Here is a 25,581-nt window from a genome sequence, read left to right as displayed (position 1 = left end):
ACGATCAGATGACTGCAAACCTGAATACGCGCCAGCAGGCCCAGCTGGCCTTCACCGCGAGCGGTGCCGAGCTGGAAGTCGGGCGGCCCGAAGATTGCCCGCTGCCACTCTCGACCCTGGCGATGACCGACGGCCGCGAAGCCTACGTCAGTCGCGAGCTGGCCGGCGGCCTTACCGCACACGTCTATCGGATCGAGGCGCAGGGCCAGAGCTGGACGCTCAAACGCGCCCGCGAGCGCTGCCTGGTGCAGAACGCCGACGGCCAGACCTCCTTTCTCAATGAGGTACAGCGGCGGGCTGACCTCCAGGCGCTGAAGGCGCGTCCCGAACTGGCCGAGCGCCTGACCGGCATCGTCGACACCCGTTATGCGAGCTTTCGTCGCGGCGTGCTGTTGTCGCCCTGGATCGACGGCGAACAGGTCACCGAGTGGGACGAGACGCGCCTCGTCGACCTGTTCGACACCGTCATCACCCTCGCCTCCCAGGGCCTGTTCGAATGGGATCTGTGTCCAGGCAATGTGCTGGACGATGGCCGGATCCGCCTGTTCGACTTCGGCTACCTGTACCGCTTCGATCCGCTGCGCGAGTTCAACAGCGATGGCCTCGCCTCGCCGGGATTCCACCCGGTCGAGCGCTTCGAAACACGGCAATTCTTCGCCTGGCTGCTGGGGCAGGAGCAGGCCGGTGGCAACCACGCGCTGGCTGCCTTCCGCCTGGAGAAATCGATTGCGCTCGACCGCTATCTGCGTTGGCAAACCGAACTGGCGAGGCAAGGCGCGAGTACGGTCGTGCTGGATCGGCTCGGCGAAATCAGCCGTACCTGGCAGACGGCACTCGCTGGCTCGTCCGAGGCGCTGTACCTTCGCGAGGCTTGGCGTTCGCACCGTCTCGATCTAGCCGATGATCTGGACGGCCAGACCTGCACTCCGCTCACGCTACAGCGACTCGCATGGCTTCGGGATATAGCCGCCGCCCGTTACTTCGATCTTGTCGCCTGTGGAGCGTTGGCGATCGAGCGGGCCGAAGGGCGCAACGAACTGCTGGATCAGCTTGACCGTGCCGAAGCGCAAGCCGTCGGCTGGCAGGTGCCACGCGCCTAGAGGACGCCGAAAGCGCGCGCGCGGGGGGATGATTCCCCGTAGGAATGATTTAATCGCCCGATAGCGTGACCCATGGCCGAATAAATTCGGCCCTACGATGTGTTGCATCGCTTGGCGGCCCCTACGCAGAGCTGCTGTAGGGGCGGATTAATTCGCCCGATGGTGCGGCTCACGGCCGAATAAATTCGGCCCTACGGTTCGTTGCATCGCTTGGCGCCCCTACGCAGCGCTGATCTGTAGGGGCGAACTTGTTCGCCCAACGGCTTCGACATTCGACGACCATCATGTGCAGTAACGCGCGCAAAGCGCCTGCTGTTCGGCGGACATGCGTGCCTGGCGGTCGCTGCTTTCACTAATCGCTACGACGCTTCCCATATTCTGCTCGGCTGCGGAGTCGATCGCATGCATGCCGCGCGAAACCTCCTCTGCCGCAAGACGCTGCTGGCCGGTGGCTGAATCGATTTCGCGCGACATTACTGCGATGCGCTCGACCTGCCGGCGGATGTCCTGCATCAAATGATCGGCCTCGCCGACCTGGTCAAGATTGCCCTGCATCTGCGCGCGGCTCTTCTCCACCGACTGCACCGCCGATGCGATGCCTTGCGTCAGGCGCTCGATGCGCTGCTGGATTTCACCAGTGGATTGCGCCGTGCGTTGGGCCAGGCCGCGAACCTCATCGGCGACCACGGCGAAACCACGCCCCTGCTCACCGGCACGCGCCGCCTCGATGGCCGCGTTAAGCGCCAGCAGATTGGTCTGGTCGGCGATCCCGCGGATGACATCGAGGATTTGCCCGATCTGCTCGCTCAGGGCCTCCACATTGGAAATTTCGGCGACGCTCGCCTCGAGTTGCTGCGCCAACGCCCCGGTGCTTTCGCGGGTTTCGGCCATCAGGTGGCTGCCCTGTCGGGTCAGTCCCTCGACGCTGCCGACCCGTGCAGCCGTCTCACCAGCGTGCTGAGCGACCTCGCCGAAGCTGGTTTCCAGTTCGGTCAGGCTGGCGACCAGCGCTCCGATACTGCTGCGCTGTTGCTCCAGCCCGGCGCGCGCCTGGCCGCACGCTGTGGCATTACGCCGGGCAATCTCGTCCTGCTCGTCGGCGTTGCGTCCGAGCTGCGCAAGCGCGTCGCGCATGTTGCCGGCGACCCGGTTGACATGTTCGCTGACACGCCCAAATTCGTCCGGCCGACGGTAGTCGCACTGGCCCCGCAGGTCTCCGGCAGCCAGATGCTGCAGAGTGCCGGTGACGGCACCAAGCGCAGCGCGCATGGTGCGGCTCAGCCACAGCCCCATGAACAGTGCGAGCCCGATTGACAGCCCCGCCATCAGTAGCAGGCGGGTGACGCCATGCTGATAGGTCTCGGCGGCCAGAGCCAACTGCTCGTTGCTGGCCTCTTGAGCACTGGCGATAAGCGTACCGATGTCGTCCCGCGCCTGGCGCTGCAAGGCGTTGAGCTGGGCCTTCTGCTGCCGGTTGGCCTGCTTGTCGCGGAGCCAGGCGTAATACTGACCTACCGCGCCCGAACCAGCGGTATCCACCTGTCGCTGAATATCCTCGAATGGCGGGCGGAAGCTGTGCGCGTAGTCGGTTCGGCTGTCCTGATGCGGGGCGAGGTCCATCAGCACGTTGTCGAGCTTCTTCTGCAGGTCGGGCAGGCGTTCGGCGATCTTCGCTCGGGCTTCGTCGAGCTTTTGTGTAGAGGCCGCGCCGATCGCGTCGAATAACAGGGCCTCGATCTGCTCAAACGGGATGATGAACTGCTTGATCGAATAGGCCGCCAGGTCGTCGCCAGTGACAAACTGAGCCTGCAACAGATCCTGCTTGAGTCGCGAGAACTGCAATTGCAGATCACGCAGCGCCACGGCGTTACGGTCGACGCGCTCGAGCAGGCCGCGATGCGCGTCGATCAGTGCCAGGCTACGGCGATCGAGCTCCGGCAGCATGTCGCTCAATCGCTGTTTGGCGTCGGTATGCCCCGGCGTCAGGCCGTCGAGCTGCTCCAACAGCTCCACTGTCCTTTCGTGTAGCTTCTGGTGCCGCGTGACGAAGGCGTCCAGCTGCTCCGGCCGGTCTTCGGCGAGAGCATCGGAGAGGTTCTGGGTCAGGCTCTGCAGCGTACTGAAGAAGCTCTCGCTGATCAGCAAGCGGGACGCGGTAGCCGAGATCTGTTCGGCATTGCCCTGCAGGCGGGTGACGGCGACCAGACTGGTCCCAGCTACGAGCATCAGCAACGCCACGAGCGCAGCGATCAGCACATACAGCCGCGGCAAAAAGCCGAGCCGAAAGACGGAGAAGCGGGAAAGGGCGGACATGTGAGCTCCTGACGCGACAGCGAAAACGCGATGGCTTTTTGTTGTCGCGTCAGGATTGTCCGGGTGGCGCGTTCGGACATCCTCCCCGAGCGTTATCGCCGGGGGAGGAGTGAGTGGGCGTAGTTACCTCGGTGGACTGAAGCGGAGCGCCGCCCGGCCCACCCTACCCGTGCGGTCGAGCGTTAATCGGTGGGCTAAAGCCCACCCTACAGTGCGGTCCCATCCCCGTAGGGTGGGCTTCAGCCCACCATGATGTCCGACTCAGAACGAGCCGCTGGTGCTCGCCCCGGCGGCAACCTGGACGCTGTTGTTGCCGCCCGATTCCCACTGACGTACCTGGGTCGCGTCAGCCTCGTTGCGTACGATGCATTTCCATTCCACCGTCTGCCCGGCCGGCAAGGCGATGGTGCCTTTCCAGGTAGGGTAGGCGCTGGTATCGGTCAGGCGCACCGCGTTGGCCGGGCTCCAGTTGCCGAGCTGGCTGACATTACCCACCGCATAAACGCTGTCGCCCATCTGGGTCACGCCGTTGTCGCAGCGGAAGTTGACGCTGACCATGCTGCCATCGTCGCCACCGCCGTTGCCGTCATCCCCGCCCGTACTGCCAGTCGTCCAGATGCGCAGCTGACCATTGTCTTGATTCAGCGCCTGGTTGAGGCTACCGCTGCTGACCTGAGCGGGATTGTCCAGATTCGATCCGAGGGCGATCACCAACGTCTGAGCGGTACCACTGACGGTCGCCACCAGGCCGGAATAATCACTATGGAACTGAATCGCAGAATCGGCGCGCACGCCAGCGGCGCGGCGAGTCTGGATCAGCTGGCGGATCAAATCGCCGTGGCCCCAATCGTACATATGCGACCAGTACACCACCGGAGTGCCGGGGCTGGAGAGGATATAGGCGTAGGCCTGGCGGACCAGATCGTCACGCAGCGCCCAATGGTGCTGACCGCCGTTCTGCCCCGGCGAGTAACCGGTGTCATGGTTGTCGACGAAGGTCACCGCCACCTCGCGCCAGCGCGCATCCGGATTGCCGTTGAGGCCGTTCTTCCAGTCAGCGATCGAGCCGTTCTGCATGCGTTCTTTCAGGGCGAAATCGAACACCGGGCACTTGGCGCGATCGGACCAGTCCTTGATCACCTGCTGCCAGCTGGCGGTATTGCGCCAATCCCAGCTCGGGTATTCGGCCGGCGCCTTCCAGAGTTCACCGACGCAGAAGGCGTTGTCGTGCGCCGCGCTCATCCAGCTATCGACCCGCTCGCCAGCGTAGCCACGGACGAAGTCGAAGCGAAAGCCGCCGGCGCCGTAGTTGCTGCGCAGGTTGGCGAACTCGTCGCGGAACATGCCGTAGACCTGCGGGTTGGCCGTGTTGAGATCGGCGTCCCCGCCCATGAAGCGGTCGCCGTCGTCGCAATCGTTGGCGTAGTTGCCGGGATCGGTGCAGTCGTGGCGCCAGAAGCCCTGGCCGGCCGGCAAGTTGATTTCCTTGTTCGGGTAGCCACGGTTCATATGGTTGGGTACCGCGTCGTAGAGCACCTTCACCTGGGAGTTATTCAGCGCAGCAGCGGCCTGCTTGAGCTGAGTGTCGGTGCCGTAGCGGCCGTTCTTGTTGAAGTCATGCCAGAAATAGCCTTCACCGCCACCGGACTTGGCGCCATCGCTCCAGCTGGAGAAGTCGCGCCAGGGCACCGGCATCCAGATCGCGCTGAATCCGTCAGCGGCAATGGTCGGTGCCATGCTGCGCAGGGTGTTGTACCAGTCATCGGGCGACTCGCGGACGACGTTCCAGTGAAAACCCTGAAGGATGATTTCGTCGCCGCCGTGATAACGAACCCCAGCCGGGCTCTTGCCAGCCAGATCTGCTGCCTGAGCGGTGCCCAGGGTCAGCAGCAGAGAAGAAACCGCCAGGGCCAGGCGGGCAGGATACAAAGAATGTTTCATCGAAGTAGCTCCACTTTTTGTAATTGTCGTGAGCACCCGACTACGGGAACCAGCTCCCCGGATGACAGGGCGCAGACGGCGTAGCCAACGCCACCTGCCAGGCCAGACTGCCGCGCCAGACGGCATCGCCATACCTCCCCCCGTGCTTTTTTCCAGGCTTAGTGGCCAGGCGTAATGCGCTGCGGTGTGCACATCGCTGTCCCTCCTCCCCCGCTACGCCCCGCCGCTCCGCCTCTAAAAAAAACCACCGGGAGGATGCTGGAAACGTCGCCGATCCGCAGGCTTTCGTCACCGCCAGCCCGATCCGGATACGACCGGGGCGATGTTGGCGCCATGGCTGGCAGTACCTGGCCGCCGCACTGCCCAACAACAAGAACAAAGGACTCTCGCGATGATCCCGCAACAATCCAAACGTCTTCTGCAACCCACCCTGCTCTGCGCTGCCATATTGGCGGCCATGCCGAGCCATGCGGTGGATTTTCATGGCTACATGCGCTCTGGTGTCGGCGCTACCGCGGGCGGTGGCGATCAGGCCTGCTTCCAGGCCGCCGGCGCGCCGGCTAAATACCGCCTGGGCAACGAGTGCGAAACCTACGCCGAAATCGGCCTGGGCAAGGAGGTCTGGAAGGAAGGCGAGCAGAGCTTTTACGTCGACAGCATGATCGCCTACAACTCGCGCCAGGCTAACGACTGGGAGGCAACCCGCACCGACACCAATGGCGGAGCCAACAACCCCTTCGATGAAGGCGGTGATGTCGCCATTCGCCAGTTCAACGTAGTTGGCCACAACCTGATCGCGAGCCTGCCCGGCGCCGATATCTGGGCCGGCAAGCGCTACTACAAGCGCCACGACGTACACATCAACGACTACTACTACTGGGACGTATCCGGTCCCGGCGCCGGTATCGAGGACATCGACCTGGGCTTCGCCAAGGCCAGCATCGCCTGGATCCGCAACACCGATGGCGACTGGACCTACCAGGGCTCGGGTACCGGCACCAACATCGCCAACGACACGCTGGACATACGTCTGGCCGAAATCGACGTCAACCCCAACGGCAAGCTCGAAATCGGCTATGACTACGGCAAGGCCAACCTCACCGACGAGCAGGAGAGCGACCCGGGTTACACCGACCAGAAAGGTCACTTGGTCACCCTCGAACACACCCAGGCCAGCTGGTTCGGCGGCTACAACAAGCTGGCAGTTCAGTACGGCACCGACGGCATCATCGGCAGCAGCGGTCGCAACAGCACCGGTAACAGCGATGGCGACATGCTCCGGCTGGTCAACCAGGGCGTGGTCGGTATCACCGACAACATCGAAATGATGTACGTGCAGATCTATGAAGACCGCGACTTCGACAATGATTCCGGCCAGAAATGGCTCTCCTTCGGTGTGCGTCCGGTCTACAAGTGGAACGACACCATGAGCACCGCGCTGGAGTTCGGCTATGACCGCGTCGACCCGCAGGCCGACGGCGAGCGCAGCCGCGATCTCAAGAAGCTCACCCTCGCCCAGCAGTGGTCAGCGGGCCGCAGCTTCTGGGCACGTCCGCAGATCCGCGTGTTCGCCACCTACGCCCAGTGGGACGGCGGTCGCTATCAGGCCGCCAGCGAATCCATCGACGCGGGCGACGACGATGGTCTGACCTTCGGGGTCCAGGCCGAAGCTTGGTGGTAATTGGTCTGGTGGTAATCGCCTAAGTGTCGGCGGCGTGCGGCGGTCTCTCTCCTCCCGCTGCGCCCGCCGGCTCTGGGCAACGCTTCTCACTTTCCGCTCCCACCGTTTTTGACGGTGTGTTTACCCCGACCATGGCTGGTCGGGGTCTTTTTTGATTGGCGACTGGAGTATCACCATGAGCAATCTGCGATTTCCCCTGCTTGGCCTTGCCGTCGTTCTGGTCACTGGTTGCGGCAGCGATCCCCTGCGCCGTGTGGACGCCCTGGCGCACACGCCCGCCCCGCTGGAGCTATCCATGACCGACGCCCGCCAAGCATTGGCGAGCGCGCCGATCTGCTGCGACGCTATCGAAAACCTGCCCTTTCAACCTATCCCCGTGAACTTTTCCGGTGACGTGACGCTGGACGCCACGGCCCCGGCCTACCGCTTCGACAGCGGCAAGAGTTTCTTCCGTGCCTTCGCCCTGCCCAAGGACAGCAAGTCCTTCGAGATTCGCCTCTACAGTCAGGCCGGCAAAACCGTACTGGCCCCCAGCGCCATGCTGCTCGATAGCCGCTTGCGCCCCACGCGCCTGCTCGACGCCGACGACTTCACCTACGCCCCCGCATCCGGCCTGAAAGGCGACAGCCTGGATGCCCGCCTGCGCATCGACCGCACGTACCTGAACAACCCCGGCAACGAGTATTACCTGGTGCTCTTCACCAGCGAGCAGCAGACACAAGGCCAAACCACTCTCGAACACCCGGCCAAGGCCTACGCCAAGGCGCTGGGCAACGAGCCGCCCAGCCTTCCCGATCCAGTGGCACAGCATGCGCCCACCGGCGTGATCAAGATGGTGCTGATCGAAGACAAGGTCGCCGGCCAACAGGCCAATACCTATGTGCCGGCTTACAGCATCGGTCGCGAGATGGGCAACGATTTGCCATCAGTACCCGCGCCCGCCGTACTGCCCGAAACCCAGGCCTATTATCGCCAGGGCATCGATGCGGCATTGGCGGCGAAGGATCTGGAACGCGCGCTGCGCCTGGCCGACGAGGCCGCACGAATCGGCGATCCAGAGGCCAAGGCTTATCTGCTCGAGCGCATCGAAATCAAGTGAATCGGTTGCCAGGCTGTCGCCGGTAACGCGCCGCGTCTGCCTGGGCCTATCCCTCGTCACCCTTTTCGTCGCAACAAGGACGTCGCGGACCGGCCTGCCGTCCGGCATGGACCGGTGCGGATTGGCGATGCGCAATTGCGCACGGCCCGCCGCGTGCCGTCATGCAAGGAGGCATTCATGATCGCTTTGTTCAACGCCACGACGCTTTCGCTTCTTCTGCTCTGCCTGTCTGGGAACGCGCTTGCGTTCGAACGCAACAAGCTGCTGGTCTGGGTAAATCAGGACAAGGGCTTCAACGGCGTCGCCGAGGTTGGCGAGCGTTTCCAGGCCGACACCGGCATCACGGTCGAAGTCGCCACGCCGGACGACCTGGCCGCTCGCTTCGACCGTCAGGCCAATACGGCCAAAGGACCGGACATCGTCATCTTCGCTCATGACCGCTTCGGCTCCTGGCTTGACGCCGGGCATCTGGCCGCGTTGTCCCCGAGCCCCGCCGCACTGCAGCGCACACCGGCCTTCGCCTGGGAAGCCGTCAGCGTCGCCAAGCGCATCTACGCTTACCCGCTGTCCACCGAGGTGGTCAGCCTGATCTACAACCGTGATCTGGTCCCAACGCCGCCGCGCACCTGGAGCGAGGTAATCGAACTGGACCAACGATTGCGCGCCCAAGGCAAGCGCGCCATCGAATGGGACTACGCCAACCTCTACTTTTCCTGGCCGATCGTCGCCGGCAGCGGCGGCTACAGTTTGCGCAAGCGCAACGGTCTGTATGACTTCGACGATCCGGGCATCGCCACGTCCGGGGCGATTGCGGGCTTCAGGCAGATTCAGCAATTGCTCGAACTCGGCGTGCTGTCACCGGAAGCCAGCTATGGCCGGATGATGGATGCGTTCAAGGCAGGCGAACTGGGGATGATGATCAATGGCCCCTGGGTGTGGAATGAATTGCGCGCCGCGGGGCTCCGCTTCGGTGCTGCCGACGTGCCGGGCATCGATGCCGACCATCCCGGTAAACCCTTCGTGGGTGTCATCGCCGCCGCGGTCAATGCGCACAGCCCGAACCAGAAGCAGGCACAGCGATTTCTCGACGACTACCTGACCACCGCAGATGGGCTTCGTAGCATCGATGCCGACAAGCCGCTGGGCGCGGTAGCCAATCTGGAGCTGCTGGAAACGCTACAGCATGATCCCTTGATCGCGCATACCTACCGTTCGGCCGCGGCCGGAGAAATCATGCCCGACGTACCGGAAATGAAGCGCTTCTGGGCATTGTTCGAAAGCCGCCTGAAGCCGATGCTGCTCGGCGAGCGGCCAATCCCGGCAACGCTCCAAGAAATCAGCGGACGCCTGAGCCAACATGCGCAGATGCAGAGCGTGCGCCGCCGCTTCTACCCCATCGCCGAAGCGAGCGATTCAGCACCCTGAGTTCAGGGCGCTGGATTGCGCTCACCCAGCAGCCAGAGCCGAAAGCGCACCGCGAATTCCGGTACCGAGCTGAAGATCCACCCGGCGACCAGCACGTTGAGCAGCGCCACGGCGAGAAACAGCTGCGGTATCGACAACCCGGCCACGGTCAGAATCAGGATCGAGAAGAGCGCTGAAATCACCATGAACAGCGCATTGAGGATGTTGTTCGCCGCCACCACGCGTGAGCGCTCCTCCAGCGCGGTGCGCGACTGGATCAAGGCATACAGCGGGACGATATAGAACCCGCCGAAAGTGCCGAGGCCGAGGATATCGATCAACACCCACCAGGCCCGCGGCTCGGCCAACAGCGCCGTCCAGTCCCGAATTTCACTGGCTGCCGGCACGCCCGTCGCGTGCCACCAGAGCAGCACGCCGAACAGTGTCAGGCCCATCGAACCCAGCGGCACCAGGCCCATCTCCACGCGATGCCGGGACAGCCGTTCGCAGAGCATCGAGCCCAGCGCAATGCCGATCGAGAACACCGACAGGATCAGCGTCACCACACCCTCGTCGCCTTGCAACAGGTCGCGGGAGAACGCCGGAATCTGCGTTAGGTAGACCGCGCCTAGAAACCAGAACCAGGAATTACCCACCATCGCGCGCGACACGGAGCGCTGCTGACCCAGCCCCAGACGCATGATCCGCAGCGACTGGCGCAAGAGGTTCCAGTCCAGGCGCAGGCTTGGCAGCGCCGCCAGCGAAAACGGAATCTTCCGACTGGCCAGATAACCGATCACGGCAAGCACCACCACGGCAACCGACACCCGCATGGCGTAATCGCCACCGGACATCAGCACTCCAGCGGTGATGGTGCCGCCGAGGATCGCCAGAAAGGTACCCATCTCCACCAGCGCGTTGCCACCGACCAGCTCATCGATGCGCAGCTGCTGCGGCAGGATCGAATACTTCACTGGCCCGAACAGCGCCGACTGCGTGCCCATGCAGAACAACACTGCGAGCAATAACGGCAGATTGCCCAGCAACATCCCCACGGCGCCGACCAGCATGATCAGAATTTCAGTGAACTTGATTCGGCGTATCAGCCAGGCTTTCTCGTACTTCTCACCGAACTGGCCGCCGAGCGCGGAGAACAGGAAGAACGGCAGGATGAACAGCAGCGCACAAAGATTCACCAACAAGCTGACGTCGGCCGTGGTGCCGAGCTTGTAGAGAATGGCGAGCACCAGCGCCTGCTTGAACACATTGTCGTTGAACGCGCCAAGCAGCTGCGTCACGAAGAACGGCAGGAAGCGCCGTGTGCCGAGCAGGCGGAACTGGGAATGCTGGCTCATCGGAAACCTCCGCGGTTACGCTCGCCCGGCACGAGATCCACCCCAACGCTCACAGCGGCAGCTGCCCGAACGCCCAACGCAGAAGGAAAAAACTCAACAGCCCGCCGCCGATGGTGGCCAGCAGGTTGCGGCTGATCGCGGCGATGAGAATCGCCAGCAAGCCGGCCAGCAGATAGGCGTTGTCCCACGCCAGCGCCCATTCGCCCTCTGGCATCAGCATCGCCGGCACCACGATGGCGGTCAGCACGGCCACCGGCACGTAATGCAAGCCCTGCTCCACCAGGCGCGGGAAGCGCAGGTCGGGCCAGGCGAAGAAGCTGTAACGAATCACGAAGGTGATCGCCAGCATGCCCAGAATCAGCAACCAGATCTGCATGGGTTCGCCTCCTTTCGTGCATGACGTTCGGCTCGCCGTTCGGCTCGCTGCTCCAGCCAGACGCCAACGACGATGCCGGCCAGCGCCGCGGCGATCAGGCCCAGTTTGTAGGGCAACTCCCAGGTCAGCAGTGCCACGGCGGCGGCCACCAGCGCCGACGCCACCTGCGGGCGGGTGCGCATCATCGGTACAGCGATGCCGACGAAGGTCGCGATCATGGCGAAATCCAGCCCCCAGCTGGCCACGTTCGGCACTGCCTGGCCAAAGGCGATGCCCGCCAGCGTCGCCAGTTGCCAGCTCAGGTACATGGTCAAGGCCGCGCCGAGGAAGAACCAGTGCTTGTGCGGCGACGCGTCGTCGCTGGCATAGCGGTGCTGAATGACCGCAAAAGCTTCGTCCGTCAGCCAGAAGGCCAGCGGCACTCGCCAGCGGCTCGACAGGTGTCGCACGAACGGCTGCAGTGCCGCGCTGTAGAGGGCATGGCGCAGGTTGACCACGAACGTCGTCAGCAACACCACGGCCGCACCGACGCCGCCAGTGATCAAGGTGATCGCAATGAACTGCGCGGAGCCGGCGAACACCAGCGCTGACATGCCGATGGTCTGCCAGGTCGAAAGTCCGGCACCGATGGAGAGCGTGCCGAAGATGATGCCAAACGGGATCGCACCGACGATCAACGGAAGAATATCGCGGCAACCGTGCCAGAACTCTTGCGAGCGGGACATCGAGGCTCCTTAGGTGTGCACCGCAAACGATAACGGGCTACGCGCCGCCATCGCGGTCGCAGCGTAGTGGATTTTGAAGACGGGCTGATGACCGCGAGACGAACCTCTCACGGAAAGCGACAGACATTACCTTATGTTTAGGTCTGAGGGCGACGGGGTGTGCTCGTTGCAGACTTTTGCGCTGGCCGGAGCCGCGCCCCCTCACCCCAGCCTTCTCCCCGGTGGGGAGAGGGGGACAAAAGCGAGTTTGTGCTTATATGAGGCCGCTGGTCGGGTCGGCGATCATGGACGCGATTTACGGATGCCAAACAGGCAAAGCATCAACCAATAGTCCGCACTTCCAGCGCTCCCCTGACTGCCGGCCATTCACGGTCGGTGATGCTGTAGAGCACCGTGTCGTCCAGGCGGCCATCGGCGAGGCGGCGATGGTTGCGCAACACCCCTTCACGCTGGGCGCCGAGCTTCTCGATGGCGCGTTGGGAGCGCAGGTTGCTGGCGGCGGTCTTCAGCTGCAGACGTACCAGTTGCCACTCTTCGAAGGCGTGCTTGAGCAACAGGTATTTGATCGAGGTGTTCAGGCCGGTGCCGTGCTCGGCCTTGTCCAGCCAGGTCCAGCCGAGTTCGCCAGCCGGCAGCAACGGATTGAAATCGGCAAAGCGAGTCGTCCCGATAATGCGCTCGGCCATGCGCAGGGTGAACGCCACCGCGCGACCGTCACGCTGTTCGTTGAGCGCGAAGCGATACCAGTCCGGGCGTAGCGGCCCGTTGAGGTAAATCAGCTCGTCGCGGTTACGCTCGGCGAGCTCCACCAGGGCCGGGATGTCGGCCTCTGCGAGCGGGTCCAGGCGCAGGGCGCCTCGCTGCAAAGTGACCGGATGCGGCGTGAACATCTAGATTCTCCTGATTCGGGGGAATGGACGCTTGTTGTGATCACGGCATAGACGGGAAGTGCGGGCAAACGACCAGCCATCCACTACAACAACGGGATTGAACCAGACCGGTCGCATGTGTCGCAGCACCCGCGCCATGCGTCGCAAACCAGCCAATATTTGTCTAGCGCGGCACTTTCGCCGGTTTCATCTGCGACGACCAGCCTCATGCGACGATGGTCGCAGCCGCCACACGCCGATCGCTTTTACTGCGAAACTTTATACATTCATCTATCACCAAGCGGCAGCCTTCGGTTATCCAAGACCTGCCGAGCATGAGCTGTCACCCGAGCGGTAATCCCGGTCCCGAAACAGTCGCATCGCACCGGCTGACCTTGGTCAGCCGGTGCGACCGTGCTGCTATACCGGTTATCGTCTAAGCGCAGCTCGGCTCGGTATATGACCGGCCGGGCTGGAGCCTGCTACTTACCTGCTGTCTGGAGTTCGCATGTCATTGTCCGGTGGGTTGATCGCGCTGGTCGCCTTTACCTATATGGCCGTGCTGTTTGCCATCGCGTTTTATGGCGATCGAAACCGTGCGCATATGTCACCGCGTGTACGCGCCTGGGTCTATAGCCTGTCGCTGGCCGTCTACTGCACCAGTTGGACCTTCTTCGGCGCTGTTGGCCAAGCGGCCGAACAGCTCTGGTCATTCCTGCCGATTTACCTCGGACCCATCCTGCTGATGCTGCTGGCGCCCCAGGTGATCCAGAAGATGATCATGATCAGCAAGCAGGAGAACATCACCTCCATTGCCGACTTCATCGCCGCGCGTTACGGCAAATCACAAACATTGGCGGTGGTGGTGACGCTGATCTGCCTGGTGGGGGTGCTGCCCTACATCGCCTTGCAGCTCAAAGGCATCGTGCTCGGCGTGAACCTGCTGATCGGCAAGCACAGCGAGGCCGTGGCCGGCGCCGGCGCGCAGGATACGGCGCTGATCGTCTCCGTGGTCCTGGCGTTGTTCACGGTGCTGTTCGGCACACGCAACCTGGATGTCACCGAGCACCATCGCGGCATGGTGCTGGCGATTGCTTTCGAGTCGCTGGTCAAGCTGCTGGCGTTCATGGCGGTCGGCGCCTTCGTCACCTTCGGGCTGTATGACGGCTTCGGCGACCTGTTCAATCAGGCATACGCATCCACGGAGCTGGCCGGCTTCTGGGAGGAAACGGTGAACTGGCCGGCCATGCTGGTACAGACCACCGTGGCGCTGATGGCGATCGTCTGCCTGCCGCGACAATTTCACGTGACGGTGGTGGAAAACATCGAGCCGCGCGACTTCCGCCTGGCGCGATGGGTCTTTCCTCTATATTTGGTGCTAGCCGCGCTGTTCGTCATTCCAATCGCACTGGCCGGACAACTTCTTCTGCCGAGCGGAATCAGCCCCGACTCGTTCGTGATCAGCCTGCCATTGGCCGAAGCTCACCCAGCGCTGGCGATGCTGGCCTTTATCGGTGGCGCCTCGGCCGCGACCGGCATGGTCATCGTCGCCAGTGTGGCGTTGTCGACCATGGTGTCCAACGACATGCTGTTGCCCTGGCTGTTGCGTCGCAAAGAGGCCGAACAACCCTTCGAGGTGTTCCGTCACTGGATGCTGTCGGTGCGCCGCATCAGCATCGTCGCCATTCTGTTGCTGGCCTATGTGAGCTATCGACTGCTCGGCTCCAGCGCCAGCCTGGCCACCATCGGCCAGATCGCCTTTGCCGCCCTGACCCAGCTGGCCCCCGCCATGGTCGGTGCGCTGTACTGGAAACAGGCTAACCGGCGTGGTGTGTTTGCCGGCCTGACTGCCGGCGCGGTGATCTGGGTCTACACACTGATTCTGCCGCTGCTCGGCTGGCCACTGGAGATGTTTCCCGGCCTGCAATGGATGTACACCGCCGAGCTGCCGTTCGGCGCCAGCGCCCTGACGCTCGGCGTGACGCTGTCTTTGGTGGGCAATGCGACGCTGTTTTTCTGGGTCTCGATCCTGTCCCAAACCCGTGTGGCCGAGCACTGGCAGGCCAGCCGCTTCATCGGCCAGGAGATCCACCCGACCGCCAGCACGCGCCGACTGCTGGCCGTGCAGGTTGAAGACCTGCTCTCGCTGGCCTCGCGCTTCGTCGGTGCCGAGCGCGCGGAGCTCAGCTTCCAACGCTTCGCCCGCCGCCATGGCCATGACTTTTCACCCAAGCAACAGGCCGACGGCCAGTGGATCGCTCACACCGAGCGGCTGCTCGCAGGCGTCCTCGGCGCCTCCTCGACCCGCGCGGTGGTCAAGGCCGCGCTGGAGGGCCGTGACATGCAGGTCGATGACGTGGTGCGCATCGTCGGCGAGGCATCCGAGGTTCTGCAGTTCAACCGCGCGCTGCTGCAGGGCGCGATCGAAAACATCACCCAAGGGATCAGCGTTGTGGACCAGTCGCTGCGACTGGTGGCCTGGAATCATCGCTATCTCGAGATTTTCGAATACCCGGACGGGCTGGTTTACATCGGCCGACCGATCGCCGACATCATCCGCTACAACGCCGAGCGCGGCCTCTGCGGCCCTGGCGACGCGGACACCCACGTGGCCAAGCGGCTGTACTGGATGCGCCAGGGCCGCGCACATACTTCCGAGCGAATGTTTCCCAACGGCCGGGTGGTCGAACTGATCGGCAACCCGATGCCCGGTGGCGGCTTCGTCATGAGTTTCAGTGACATCACCGCCTTCCGCGAAGCCGAGCGCGGACTGAAAGACGCCAACGAAGGTCTCGAACAGCGGGTCATCGAACGGACCCAGGAATTGTCGAAACTGAACCGCGCGCTGACCGAAGCCAAGAGCACTGCCGAAGCGGCCAATCAGTCGAAGACGCGCTTTCTGGCGGCGGTCAGCCACGACCTGATGCAACCGCTGAATGCCGCACGGCTGTTCTCCGCTGCCCTGTCGCACCAGCAGGATACCCTGCCGGGAGAAGCGCAGGATCTGGTGCGCCATCTGGACAGCTCGCTGCGCTCGGCTGAAGACCTGATCTCGGATCTACTGGATATTTCGCGCCTGGAAAACGGACGCATCACGCCCGATCGCCACCCATTCCCGCTGGCCACGCTGTTCGACACGCTGGGTACCGAGTTCACCATGCTGGCCGCCGAACAGGCGGTCGATTTCAAGGTGTATGGCAGCCGGCTACGGGTCGACAGCGACATACGCCTGTTGCGCCGTGTGCTGCAGAACTTCCTAACCAATGCCTTCCGCTACGCCAAGGGTCGCGTAGTGCTGGGCGTGCGGCGGCAGGGCGAGTCCCTGCGCCTGGAAGTCTGGGACCGCGGGCCGGGAATTTCCGAGGACAAACTGCAAGTGATCTTCGAGGAATTCAAACGCCTGGATAGTCATCAGACCCGCGCCGAAAAAGGCCTGGGACTGGGGCTGGCGATTGCGGACGGCTTCTGCCAGGTTCTGAATCACCCGCTGTCGGTACGCTCCTGGCCAGGCAAGGGCAGCGTGTTCAGCGTGACGGTTCCGATCGCCAGTAACGTAGTCCGCCAGACCAAGGTCAACGGCAAGTCCGAAGTACAGCAGACCGCACTGACCGGCATCCAGGTGCTGTGCATCGATAACGAAGACAGCATCCTGGTTGGCATGCAAAGCCTGCTTTCACGCTGGGGGTGCCAGGTATGGACCGCCAGCAACCGAACCGAGTCCGAGGCGTTGCTGAAGGACGATATCCGGCCTCAGCTGGTGCTGGTGGATTATCACCTTGACCACGGCGAAACCGGCCTGGACGTCATGGCCTGGCTGCGTGCCCGCCTCGGCGAGCCAGTGCCCGGTGTGGTGATCAGTGCCGACGGACGCCCAGAGCTGATCGCGGCGGTTCACGCGGCGGGGCTGGATTTCCTTGCCAAGCCGGTCAAGCCGGCCGCACTGCGAGCACTGATGAGCCGGCACGTGCCCTTGCATTGAGCAAAATGCCGCTGCGGCGCGACCCAGCGGCGACGGTGGACATATCAGCACAAGAGCCAAAGCTTCGCCCGGGGCGGGACCCCCACGCCTGGCTGACGTCATTTGCACACGCTCCATCACGCCGCCTGCGTCGGTTATTCCCCCGCCTCTTCCAGCGGTGTTTCGGCCCCAGCACGTTCGAGCCAATCGGCCGGCAGTCGCTTGCTTGCACGCGCGCCCAGGAGTTTCAGCTGCTCGGCGCGGCCAACCAGATTGCCACGCCCGTCGGTGAGCTTGTTGCGCGCGCCGATAAAGGCCTTGTCCAGCTGTTGCAAGCGCGTGCCGATCTCGTCCAGGTCCTGAATGAACGCGGCGAACTTGTCGTAGAGCGCCCCGGCCCGCTCGGCGATCTCACGGGCGTTCTGGCTTTGCCGCTCCTGCCGCCAGAGGCTGTCGATCACCCGCAATGTGGCGAGCAGAGTGGTCGGGCTGACGATCACGATGTGCTTGCTGTAAGCCTCCTGGAACAGCTCGGGATCGCCCTGCAACGCCGCGGCGAATGCCGCCTCGATCGGCACGAAGAGCAGCACGAAATCCAGACTCTGCAGCCCTTCGAGCCGCTGGTAATCCTTCAGCGACAAACCTTTCAGATGATTACGCAGCGACAGTACGTGCTGCTTGAGCGCCAGCGCGCGACTGCCTTCGTCCTCGGCACAGGTCAGCGCCTGATAGGCGGTGAGGCTGACCTTGGCATCCACCACCACCTTCTTGTCGCCTGGCAGCTGGATCAGCACGTCAGGCTGGAATCGCTCGCCGTCGGCGCTCTTCAGACTGACCTGTGTGTGGTATTCACGCCCCTTCTCCAGCCCGGCGTGTTCCAGCACGCGCTCGAGAATCAGCTCGCCCCAGTTGCCTTGAGTTTTCTGCCCCTGCAGCGCGCGGGTCAGGTTGGTCGCCTCGTCGCCCAGACGCTGATTGAGTTGCTGCAACCGCTCTAGCTCCTTGGCCAGGGAGAAGCGTTCGCGCGCCTCGCTCTGGTAGCTTTCCTCGACACGTTTCTCGAACGACTGGATGCGTTCCTTCAAAGGGTCAAGCAATTGCCCGAGCCGCTCGTGGCTGGCCTCGGCAAAGCGTTGTTCGCGCTCCTCGAATATCTTCCCAGCCAGCTCGGCGAACTGCGCGCGCAGCTCGTCGCGAGCGCTCTGCAGATCGATCAGGCGCTGCTCGTGGGTCTTCTGCTGTTCATTGAGCTCGGCGGTGACTGCGGCATGAGCAGCGCTCAGGGCTCGCAGCTCGGATTGCTGCGCATCGCGCTCGGCTTCCAGATCATTGAGCGCATCGCGGGATTCCAGGCGCTGTGTTTGCAGCCACTCGGTTTCGCGGCGCAGCGCCGCGAGTTCGGCCTGCAGCGCGGCGCGCGACTCGCTGAGGTCGGCATGTGCCAAGCGACTGGTTTCGAGCTGCGCACTCAGGCCTTCTTGTGCCATGGTGGCCTGGGCGAGCCGCTCGTCGAACAAGGCAAGTTCGGCCTGACTCTGAGAGAGACGGAGCTGCAACGCGACGGCGACAGCTGTCAACAGCACACAAAGGGAACCAAGCCCGGCGAACAGGTAAATGGGATCAAGAGGCATGAACGGCTCCGGCTGAATTGCCGGGCAGTATAGCCAGCCGTCGTATGCCGGTCGCCTGTGTCAGCGCTTCGCGGGGAAGCGCTGCAGAGCGCTCGAAGCCTCAGCCGAACCTTGCGCAGCGGCTTGCTCCAGCCAATGCCGGGCCTTGCTCAGCTCGCAGTACTGCGGCTGGCAATACAGCTGTCCCAGCTCCAGCTGCGCCTGGCAATCACCGGCACGTGCAGCCTGCCGCAGCATTTCGAAACCGATGCGCCGATCGCGCTGGCTGTCGCAGTCGGTGCAGAGCAGCCGCCCGAGCCGGCTCTGCGCTTCGACCACGCCCTCGCGCGCGGGCTGCTTGAGCATCCGACCAGCGATTCGTTTGACACTCTTGGTTTGCCCTAGACGCTGGTTATCCAGCAGCCACAGCGCCATGCGCAACGGCAAGCGCGGGGACGTTGATGGGCTATCGACAGAAGTCGAAGCGGTGGAGCGCGTTCTCATGGATACCGAAGGGGTTCGAGGACAGGGCGCGCACTCTACTCCTTTTTTCCTAGAGTTAAAGCCTTGCAAAATTTGGAGAAAGGCGATCTAGATCACATAAAAATTCATCCACAAAAGCTGTGGATAACTCTGTGGGCAACCGGGTTACAAATTCCGCTAGCGCTTATGGATAGCGGGCTGCAGTTAAACTGGCGTTTTTTTCACCACTAGAAAATCTCCTTATTTTTCAGCAAGTTATTAATGATCTATGCGTCCACGCGATTTGCGACAGTTTGTCATAAGCGCTTGACAAGCCCGCTCACGGAATGTGCACAAGTTTGTGGCAGCAACCTCAGAGAGCCCGTCGCAAGCGGCTTTTGCGCAAGTTTGAGCGGCTAACGGGGAACTTTGTACTGCCTTACCGGTCGTCGGGCTCCGTCAGTTGAGGCACATCGCAATACGCGCATTGACCGGCTTATGCTTGGGCATCGATCACAACGGGATAAGTCATGACGAAGGGGCGCAAGGTCCTGGGCTGGACGGTAGCGGGAGTGGTTCTGCTGGTTCTTGGCATCGCCGTCTACGGTGGCTTGCGCTGGCAAGAACTCAAGCGCGAGTTCGATATCGTCACGCTCGACATCGACGGGTTGCGCCTGTCGACCGATCAGCTACATGTGCGACAAATTGTCTTGGTCAGGCAGACCGCAGCCGACGAACGGCTCGCGGTAATGGTCGATAACTTGCGCCTCGGCTTCGAGAACTGGTGGCGACCGCTGCCGCTCCGGTTTCTACGTATCGATCACCTCGACGTACAGTGGCAGCCGGTGCCCAACGCGAGCGATGAGCGCGACCCCACCGCCCTGCCCAATCGTCAGCAACTGGAACGCTGGGCGGCCTGGTTGCCCAGGAGCGGCCATATCGCTTCGCTTGTCACTACCCTGCCCTGCGCCAGCGGTACCTGTCAGGAACAGGGCGAACTGAGCTGGCAGCACGCCGGCAAAGAGGTGCTACCCGCCACACTGAACTTGCAGCTACGTCACGACACGCATCATCTGGCACTGACACTGGACATCCACGAACAGGGCGCCGACACCCATGCCGATCTGCAATTGCAGCTGGACGGCCAACAGCGTCTGTCCATGCAAAACCGGCTGACGCCAGAGGCCGACTCGACACAATGGCGCGGCACGCTGGCCATGAGCGAACTGCCGGAAGCGCCTTGGCTGCTGGAGTGGCTGGGCGAATGGCTGGCCTACGCACCGCCAACTTTGCCCGAATTGCCGGAGCAGATGCGCATTGGCGCGGGCTGGTCGCTGCAGATCGATACCGACGACCTTACGGGCGAATGGCGTGTGCTTGATGGCGAGCTACGCCTATCGAGCCATCTGCCCGCACCCTGGCCGGTCCCCGGCATCGGTCAAGTGCAGGGACGATTGGATGCAACCGCCGAAGCCAACCGTGGCATCTGGCTACCTACCGAACTGACCGCTGATCTGCAACTGCGCCCGTCGGCCACACTGGTCGAAGCCCTTCCGGTAACGCTGCGACCCGATGCGATCAGCCTGCAGATCACGCCAGCCCCGGCCACTGAATCAACCTCCACGATGCCGCTGCAGATGCGCCTGAGCGCGAGCGGAGCTACGCCGCTCACACTCGATAGCCTGATCGCGCTCGAAACCGCCGCGCCCTATGCGCTGTCCTTCGAGCAAACCAGACTGACGCTTGAAGGCCGAGCGCTTTCATTGGAGGAAATGACCTTGACCGGCCTTGAAGCCGATCTACGGATGCATGGCCGCGCAACCATGGAAGCGGCCATTATCCAGTTCGAGAAAGGCTCACAGATCGCACTGGTTCGCCTGAGCAACGGCGCCGATCTGGTGGCTAACAGCGTGCAAATTTACTCATCCGGGCTCGATATCGCTATTAGCTCCAACGACCGGCAGTGGGACGAATTGTCAATCGAAGGCAAGCCCACGCTGAAGATTGCCGAACTCCGGCAGCCGGCGCTGCGCCCCATGGGCTGGCAATGGAGCGGCAAACTCGTTGCCGGAAGCGAACAGCTTTCGCTCGAAGGCCCGCTGCAAAACGACGCCGGGCTCACGCTCCCTCTGACGCTCAACCACAACTGGACCAGCGGCGCGACGCAGCTGAATGCGAGCCTTCCCGAGCTGTTCCTGCGCGCGGGCAACCCACTGGCTGCCACGCTCGCCGACTGGCCGCAGGTTCTGGAACTGGGCACTGGGAGGCTGCAGGGGCAGGGTCAACTCGACCTGCCTGCCAAGGGTCTTCCCGAGGCGAGCGCGACGCTCAGCGTCAAAGGGCTAGGCGGCATTTACGATCGCACCGAATTGAGCGGGTTGGACGCGAATCTTTCGCTCGCGTTGCGGCGAAACCAGCTGCGCCTGGATATTCCCGAACTAGTCCTGCGGGAAGCCAATCCCGGCTTCACCTTCGGCCCGCTGCGGTTCGGCGGCGAATATACGGGCGACATCGATCACCTCGATCGGGGCCGCCTTGCCTGGAGCACCGCCGAAGTGCAATTGCTGGGCGGCCGGCTCTGGCTCGACCCCGGCGAGGCGGACCTGAACGCCGGCACCCAACAGCTGAACGCACATCTGCGAGGCCTGCAACTGCCGTTATTGCTGGAGGCGTATCCCGCCGAAGGCCTGTCCGGCACCGGCATCATCGACGGCGAATTGCAGCTGCAACGCAGCGCGGCTGGCGTGAGCATCGAACGGGGCTCGCTGCAGGCGCGGGAGCCAGGCGGCGTGCTGCGGTTCCGCTCAGCGAAAATCCAGGCGCTGGGCCGATCCAACCCAGCGATGCGTCTGGTGACCGAAGCCCTGGACGACTTCCACTACGACCTGCTGGCCAGCGACGTGCGCTACTCCGCCGACGGCACGCTCGATCTTGGACTCAAGCTGCACGGGCGCAACCCAGCGTTGGAAGGCGGGCGCCCGATCAACCTTTCGGTCAACCTCGAAGAGGATATTCCGGCTCTGCTGACCAGCCTGCAATTGTCCGATCGCGTCAGCGAAACCATTCAAAGGCGGGTACAGGAGCACCTCAGAAAAGACCGTTGAGCAAACCGGGTGGTTTTTCAGCGGCCCGTTAGGCACTGTATCGGCACCAAGTACAGGAGAGACCGTCATGCGGTTGCGCTATCCGATCAGCATTCTGGCGCTGGCCCTGTTCGCCAGCGCCTGCACCCCGCGCGTGGAACTGGCCGTGCCCAACGAGCCGATCAACATCAACCTCAATGTGAAAATCGAGCACGAGATCTATATCAAGGTCGACAAGCAGCTCGACTCGATCATCAACGAAGACAGCGGCCTGTTCTAAGGAGCCTTATGAAAAGCTATCTGAAACTCGGCACCCTGCTCCTGGCGCTGTGCCTGGCCCTGCCCGCCGCCGCCATGACCCTCAATGAAGCCATGGCCGCGCTCGGTCAGGCCAAGGCCAGCGGCCAGCTGGGGGAGAAGCCCGACGGCTATCTGGGTGTGGTGCAGTCCAGTGGCCAGGCGGAAGATATCGCCAGCCAGATCAACCAGGCGCGGCGCGCCGAATACCATCGCCTGGCGCAGAAGAACGGCATCAGCGTCAGCGACGTGGAGGCCATCGCCGGCAAGAAGGCCATCGAGAAAACCCCACCGGGCCAGATCATTCAGCTCAATGGCAGCTGGGTGAAGAAGTAACCCGACACGCCGAGACGGTATGCCGTATCGGCGCTCTCGTCAGGGTTGCATGTCATCTCGCAAGGCCTTGACGTCATCGGCAGACACAGCGGCAGCCGCGTTACCCCAACTATTGCGAACATAGGTCAGGACATCAGCAATGTGCTGGTCGGACATGTTCCAGGCAAAAGACGGCATCGCCGGAGCAGTCGGTGCCGCATCGGTTCCCACCGCGCGGCTACCGGCAAGCACCACGCGTATCAACGAGGTCGCGTCGCGGCTGTTGACCAGCGGCGCTTGCGCCAGCTTCGGAAACAGATTGGCGATGCCTTCGCCGTCCGGCGTATGGCAGGCCGAGCACTGATCTTCGTAGATGAGCGCGCCGGTGCGCATGGTCGTATCTTCCTGCGCCAGCGGCTCAGGCGGCGACTGATCCTTACCGCCAAGACTTTTCAGGTAAACCGCGACGGCGCTCAGATCCTCGTCCTTCCAGTGTTGGGTGGAGTGTTCAACCGCCTCGGCCATCGGCCCGGATGCCATGTCGAAGCGATTCGCCCCGGTTTTCAGGTAGCTGACGATTTCCGCTTCGCTCCAGCGCCCGATCCCGGTATGGCTATTGGCGGTGATATCTGGGGCCATCCAGCTCTGCAAGGCGCTCCCGGAGAGAAACTCGTCGTCCTTGTCGCCGCCGATCAGGCTCTTGGGGGTGTGGCAGCTGCCGCAATGTCCCAGCCCCTGCACCAGATAAGCGCCTCGATTCCATTGCGCCGATCGCTCAGGATCAGGCTGATACTCACCTTCATCAAAGGCCAGCCAGTTCCAGACGATCAGGCTGGTGCGGATGTTGAACGGGAACGGCAGCTGGTTGGTTTCGACCGGGTGTCGTACCGGCTCGAGCGAATTCAGATAGGCCCAGAGCGCGCGATTGTCCTGCCGTGTCACCTTCGTGTACGCGGTGTAGGGCATGGCGGCGTAGAGGCGCTTGCCGCCGCGTGCATGCCCGTTGGACATGGTGTTGTGGAAGTCTTCGAACGACCAGCGCCCGATCCCCGTGTCCGCATCCGGGGTGATGTTGGCACCCAGCACTTCGCCAAACGGCGTCTGGATCGAGACACCGCCGGCGAACGGCGCCTGCCCTGGCAGGGTATGGCAGGCTGTGCAGTCACCAAGTACCGCCAGATAGCGGCCGCGGGCAACCAGGTCGTAGGAGTCGCTGCCGTCGGCAGCCTGCGCGAGGCTCGCCATGAGACCAAGCAGGCTGGCGTAAAGAGGGAGCATCTTCATACGGTGATCATCTCCCCGGGGTTCTTCAGGTAGAAACGGCGGATGGCGTCGGCGGCCTTGAACGCCAATGCGCCCACCGTTCCGGTCGGGTTGTAGCCCGGGTTCTGGGGAAAGGCGCTGGCGCCCACGACGAACAGGTTTGGCACGTCCCAGACCTGCAGATGCTTGTTCACCGAGCTGGTGGATGGGTCCGCGCCCATCACGAATCCGCCGACCACGTGGGACGACTGATAGGGGCCGCTGTTCCAGTGACCGTCCTGGTAGGTCTTGACGATTTCCCGGGGGTTCATCCGTGCCGCGATTTCGGCCAGCTTCTCAACGGAAAAGCGCGACATCTTGCGATCGTTTTCCGAAAAATCGAAGGTGATGCGCAGCAGCGGTCTTCCGTGCGGGTCGGTGTAAGTCGGGTCCAGCGAGAGGTAATTGGTGCGCGTGGTATAGCTGCTCGCCTCGCAGCCGATGGACATGGTGCTGAGGTAGTTGTCCACGGTGGCCCGCTTCCACTTCGAACCCCAGCGCGGCGTGCCCGGCGGGACCGGCCGCGTGCCGATCGGGGCGGCGCCAACCGGTGTGACACGGATACTGCCACCACCGAAGAAACCAAGCCCCGAATGATCATAATTGTCGTTGTTGAAATCATCGATGCCCATGCCGACAGCACCCGCGCCGATGAAGGGATTGAAGTTCTTGTCATCGAAAAACAGCTGCACGTTGTTGGCCGTCTGGTAGGCGTAATTGCGTCCGGTCGTGCCCGTGTTGCTGACCGGATCATAGGGCTGGCCGACGCCCGAGAGCAGCATCAGTCGAACGTTTTCGAAGGTGAAGGCGCTGACGATCACCAGATCCGCCGGCTGCTCGTATTCATTGCCCGAAGTGTCGACGTAGACCACACCCGTGGCGCGTTTACCAGTCGAATCGAGCGTTACGCGAAGCACCTCGGCATGGGTAACGGCGGTGAAGTTGGGTTTGCGCATCAAGGCTGGCAGCACATTCACGATCGCGCTGGCCTTTGAATAGTTGGCACAGCCAAAGTTGGTGCAGAAGCCGCAAAAGGTGCAGGGCCCCATGGTGACGCCGAGCTGGTTGGTGTAGGCCTGGGACGCTAGCGAGGACGGCACTGGAAACGGACGGTAGCCCAGTTCGCGAACGGTATCGGCGAACAGCATCGGGCCATAGGGCTGATCCAGCGGGGGCGTCGGGTATTCGATGGAACGGCTACCTTCGAACGGGTTGCCGCCTGGGCGAATCTCACCGTTGAGATTGCCTGCCTTGCCCGAGGTACCGGCCAGGCGCTCGAAGGCGCTGTAATGGGGCTCCATCTCTGCCCAGTCGGTGCCCCAATCCTGCAGCACCAGCTCGTCGGGGATGGCGTCGGCGCCGTAGCGCTCAGTCAGGTGGCTCTTGAGGCGAAACTCCTCGGGCTGAAAGCGAAAGGTGATGCCGGCCCAGTGGTTGCCCGCCCCGCCGACACCGTTACCGGGATGAAAAGAGCCCCAATCGCGCATGGGCAATGCGGTCTGAGAAGGGTTGTTGCGCACCGTCACGGCGTTCTGCATGGGCCGCAGCATCAACTCCTGGCGGCGCAGGTAGCGCAACTCGTCCGTCACCGAGGCGATGTTGAAATCACGCGCCGTGTCGCGCCAGGGCCCACGCTCCAGGGCAATGACATCGAGCCCCTCGTCGGCCAGCTCGTTGGCAATGATCGACCC

At 63.0% G+C, this 25,581-nt stretch carries 18 protein-coding genes; 8 read left to right on the top strand and 10 right to left on the bottom strand.

The window, feature by feature from the left end; genetic code table 11:
- Window positions 1-8: 8 nt before the first annotated feature.
- Entirely contained in the window at window positions 9-1,100 is a 1,092-nt protein-coding gene (locus tag NA647_RS16515) for a hypothetical protein (RefSeq protein ID WP_256058689.1), read from the top strand.
- A 282-nt stretch (window positions 1,101-1,382) separates the two neighbouring features.
- Here the strand turns inward: NA647_RS16515 and NA647_RS16510 are convergent, their stop codons facing one another.
- Together NA647_RS16510 and NA647_RS16505 are read right to left on the bottom strand one after the other, a co-directional pair.
- The gene (locus NA647_RS16510; protein ID WP_256058688.1) at window positions 1,383-3,413 is read right to left on the bottom strand and encodes a methyl-accepting chemotaxis protein; all 2,031 of its coding nucleotides are present in this window, start codon (window positions 3,411-3,413) and stop codon (window positions 1,383-1,385) included.
- Window positions 3,414-3,674: 261 nt separating this feature from the next.
- Window positions 3,675-5,354 carry a glucan 1,4-alpha-maltotetraohydrolase domain-containing protein gene (locus NA647_RS16505; RefSeq protein WP_256058687.1) on the bottom strand — a complete coding sequence of 560 codons (1,680 nt, stop codon included), beginning with the start codon at window positions 5,352-5,354 and terminating at the stop codon, window positions 3,675-3,677.
- Between the two features lie 457 nt (window positions 5,355-5,811).
- Here NA647_RS16505 and NA647_RS16500 point away from each other — a divergent pair, with 457 nt between their 5' ends.
- The 3 genes from NA647_RS16500 to malE all read left to right on the top strand — a co-directional run bounded on the left by NA647_RS16500 (window position 5,812) and on the right by malE (window position 9,559).
- Entirely contained in the window at window positions 5,812-7,035 is a 1,224-nt protein-coding gene (locus NA647_RS16500) for a maltoporin (protein ID WP_423836490.1), read from the top strand.
- 175 nt (window positions 7,036-7,210) lie between these two features.
- Window positions 7,211-8,134, top strand: coding sequence for a MalM family protein (locus tag NA647_RS16495; RefSeq protein ID WP_256058685.1), 924 nt, complete (start codon window positions 7,211-7,213; stop codon window positions 8,132-8,134).
- A gap of 177 nt (window positions 8,135-8,311) precedes the next feature.
- Window positions 8,312-9,559, top strand: coding sequence for a maltose/maltodextrin ABC transporter substrate-binding protein MalE (malE, locus tag NA647_RS16490; protein WP_256058684.1), 1,248 nt, complete (start codon window positions 8,312-8,314; stop codon window positions 9,557-9,559).
- A gap of 2 nt (window positions 9,560-9,561) precedes the next feature.
- Here the strand turns inward: malE and NA647_RS16485 are convergent, their stop codons facing one another.
- The 4 genes from NA647_RS16485 to NA647_RS16470 all read right to left on the bottom strand — a co-directional run bounded on the left by NA647_RS16485 (window position 9,562) and on the right by NA647_RS16470 (window position 12,884).
- A complete protein-coding gene (locus tag NA647_RS16485) occupies window positions 9,562-10,893 on the bottom strand; it encodes an MFS transporter (protein WP_256058683.1) in 1,332 nt (443 codons plus the stop codon).
- A 49-nt stretch (window positions 10,894-10,942) separates the two neighbouring features.
- Window positions 10,943-11,269 carry an AzlD domain-containing protein gene (locus tag NA647_RS16480; RefSeq protein ID WP_248496570.1) on the bottom strand — a complete coding sequence of 109 codons (327 nt, stop codon included), beginning with the start codon at window positions 11,267-11,269 and terminating at the stop codon, window positions 10,943-10,945.
- Window positions 11,251-11,994, bottom strand: a complete 744-nt coding sequence (locus NA647_RS16475) for an AzlC family ABC transporter permease (protein WP_256058682.1) — start codon at window positions 11,992-11,994, stop codon at window positions 11,251-11,253. Before NA647_RS16475 ends, NA647_RS16480 begins: the two co-directional genes overlap by 19 nt.
- A gap of 320 nt (window positions 11,995-12,314) precedes the next feature.
- Window positions 12,315-12,884: a GNAT family N-acetyltransferase gene (locus tag NA647_RS16470; RefSeq protein WP_248496564.1), complete on the bottom strand. Its 570-nt coding sequence runs from the start codon at window positions 12,882-12,884 to the stop codon at window positions 12,315-12,317.
- A 487-nt stretch (window positions 12,885-13,371) separates the two neighbouring features.
- Between NA647_RS16470 and NA647_RS16465 the strand changes: the two genes are divergently transcribed.
- The gene (locus NA647_RS16465; RefSeq protein ID WP_256058681.1) at window positions 13,372-16,842 is read left to right on the top strand and encodes a hybrid sensor histidine kinase/response regulator; all 3,471 of its coding nucleotides are present in this window, start codon (window positions 13,372-13,374) and stop codon (window positions 16,840-16,842) included.
- A gap of 134 nt (window positions 16,843-16,976) precedes the next feature.
- Here NA647_RS16465 and rmuC read toward each other — a convergent pair whose 3' ends face one another.
- Complete coding sequence (rmuC, locus tag NA647_RS16460) at window positions 16,977-18,452, bottom strand: DNA recombination protein RmuC (RefSeq protein ID WP_256058680.1); 1,476 nt, start codon at window positions 18,450-18,452, stop codon at window positions 16,977-16,979.
- Between the two features lie 60 nt (window positions 18,453-18,512).
- Entirely contained in the window at window positions 18,513-18,866 is a 354-nt protein-coding gene (locus tag NA647_RS16455; RefSeq protein ID WP_256058715.1) for a tetratricopeptide repeat protein, read from the bottom strand.
- A gap of 557 nt (window positions 18,867-19,423) precedes the next feature.
- Here NA647_RS16455 and NA647_RS16450 point away from each other — a divergent pair.
- The 3 genes from NA647_RS16450 (at window position 19,424) to NA647_RS16440 (ending at window position 22,609) form a co-directional block, all read left to right on the top strand.
- Complete coding sequence (locus NA647_RS16450) at window positions 19,424-21,997, top strand: YdbH domain-containing protein (RefSeq protein WP_256058679.1); 2,574 nt, start codon at window positions 19,424-19,426, stop codon at window positions 21,995-21,997.
- Between the two features lie 67 nt (window positions 21,998-22,064).
- On the top strand, window positions 22,065-22,256 hold the full coding sequence (locus tag NA647_RS16445) for a YnbE family lipoprotein (RefSeq protein ID WP_256058678.1): 192 nt from the start codon (window positions 22,065-22,067) through the stop codon (window positions 22,254-22,256).
- Between the two features lie 8 nt (window positions 22,257-22,264).
- A complete protein-coding gene (locus NA647_RS16440; RefSeq protein ID WP_256058677.1) occupies window positions 22,265-22,609 on the top strand; it encodes a YdbL family protein in 345 nt (114 codons plus the stop codon).
- 39 nt (window positions 22,610-22,648) lie between these two features.
- Here the strand turns inward: NA647_RS16440 and NA647_RS16435 are convergent, their stop codons facing one another.
- Window positions 22,649-23,872: a c-type cytochrome gene (locus NA647_RS16435; RefSeq protein WP_256058676.1), complete on the bottom strand. Its 1,224-nt coding sequence runs from the start codon at window positions 23,870-23,872 to the stop codon at window positions 22,649-22,651.
- A partial coding sequence (locus NA647_RS16430; RefSeq protein WP_256058675.1) for a GMC family oxidoreductase occupies window positions 23,869-25,581 on the bottom strand: 1,713 nt, incomplete at its 5' end. The genes NA647_RS16430 and NA647_RS16435, both read right to left, overlap by 4 nt.

Source organism: Stutzerimonas stutzeri (genome assembly GCF_024448985.1).
Taxonomy (GTDB): Bacteria; Pseudomonadota; Gammaproteobacteria; order Pseudomonadales; family Pseudomonadaceae; genus Stutzerimonas; species Stutzerimonas stutzeri_AP.
The sequence above is the reverse complement of the archived record's forward strand: the minus strand, read 5'-3'. Positions and strand labels throughout refer to the sequence as shown.

What these genes read in the sequence shown, in the direction of transcription:
- NA647_RS16450 (WP_256058679.1), top strand. Translation starts at nt 19,424, where the DNA reads ATGACGAAGGGGCGCAAGGTCCTGGGCTGGACGGTAGCGGGAGTGGTT.
- NA647_RS16515 (WP_256058689.1), top strand. Translation starts at nt 9, where the DNA reads ATGACTGCAAACCTGAATACGCGCCAGCAGGCCCAGCTGGCCTTCACC.
- NA647_RS16455 (WP_256058715.1), bottom strand. Translation starts at nt 18,866, where the DNA reads ATGGCGCTGTGGCTGCTGGATAACCAGCGTCTAGGGCAAACCAAGAGT.
- NA647_RS16500 (WP_423836490.1), top strand. Translation starts at nt 5,812, where the DNA reads ATGCCGAGCCATGCGGTGGATTTTCATGGCTACATGCGCTCTGGTGTC.
- malE (WP_256058684.1), top strand. Translation starts at nt 8,312, where the DNA reads ATGATCGCTTTGTTCAACGCCACGACGCTTTCGCTTCTTCTGCTCTGC.
- NA647_RS16445 (WP_256058678.1), top strand. Translation starts at nt 22,065, where the DNA reads ATGCGGTTGCGCTATCCGATCAGCATTCTGGCGCTGGCCCTGTTCGCC.
- NA647_RS16485 (WP_256058683.1), bottom strand. Translation starts at nt 10,893, where the DNA reads ATGAGCCAGCATTCCCAGTTCCGCCTGCTCGGCACACGGCGCTTCCTG.
- NA647_RS16465 (WP_256058681.1), top strand. Translation starts at nt 13,372, where the DNA reads ATGTCATTGTCCGGTGGGTTGATCGCGCTGGTCGCCTTTACCTATATG.
- NA647_RS16510 (WP_256058688.1), bottom strand. Translation starts at nt 3,413, where the DNA reads ATGTCCGCCCTTTCCCGCTTCTCCGTCTTTCGGCTCGGCTTTTTGCCG.
- NA647_RS16440 (WP_256058677.1), top strand. Translation starts at nt 22,265, where the DNA reads ATGAAAAGCTATCTGAAACTCGGCACCCTGCTCCTGGCGCTGTGCCTG.
- rmuC (WP_256058680.1), bottom strand. Translation starts at nt 18,452, where the DNA reads ATGCCTCTTGATCCCATTTACCTGTTCGCCGGGCTTGGTTCCCTTTGT.
- NA647_RS16480 (WP_248496570.1), bottom strand. Translation starts at nt 11,269, where the DNA reads ATGCAGATCTGGTTGCTGATTCTGGGCATGCTGGCGATCACCTTCGTG.
- NA647_RS16505 (WP_256058687.1), bottom strand. Translation starts at nt 5,354, where the DNA reads ATGAAACATTCTTTGTATCCTGCCCGCCTGGCCCTGGCGGTTTCTTCT.
- NA647_RS16435 (WP_256058676.1), bottom strand. Translation starts at nt 23,872, where the DNA reads ATGAAGATGCTCCCTCTTTACGCCAGCCTGCTTGGTCTCATGGCGAGC.
- NA647_RS16475 (WP_256058682.1), bottom strand. Translation starts at nt 11,994, where the DNA reads ATGTCCCGCTCGCAAGAGTTCTGGCACGGTTGCCGCGATATTCTTCCG.
- NA647_RS16470 (WP_248496564.1), bottom strand. Translation starts at nt 12,884, where the DNA reads ATGTTCACGCCGCATCCGGTCACTTTGCAGCGAGGCGCCCTGCGCCTG.
- NA647_RS16495 (WP_256058685.1), top strand. Translation starts at nt 7,211, where the DNA reads ATGAGCAATCTGCGATTTCCCCTGCTTGGCCTTGCCGTCGTTCTGGTC.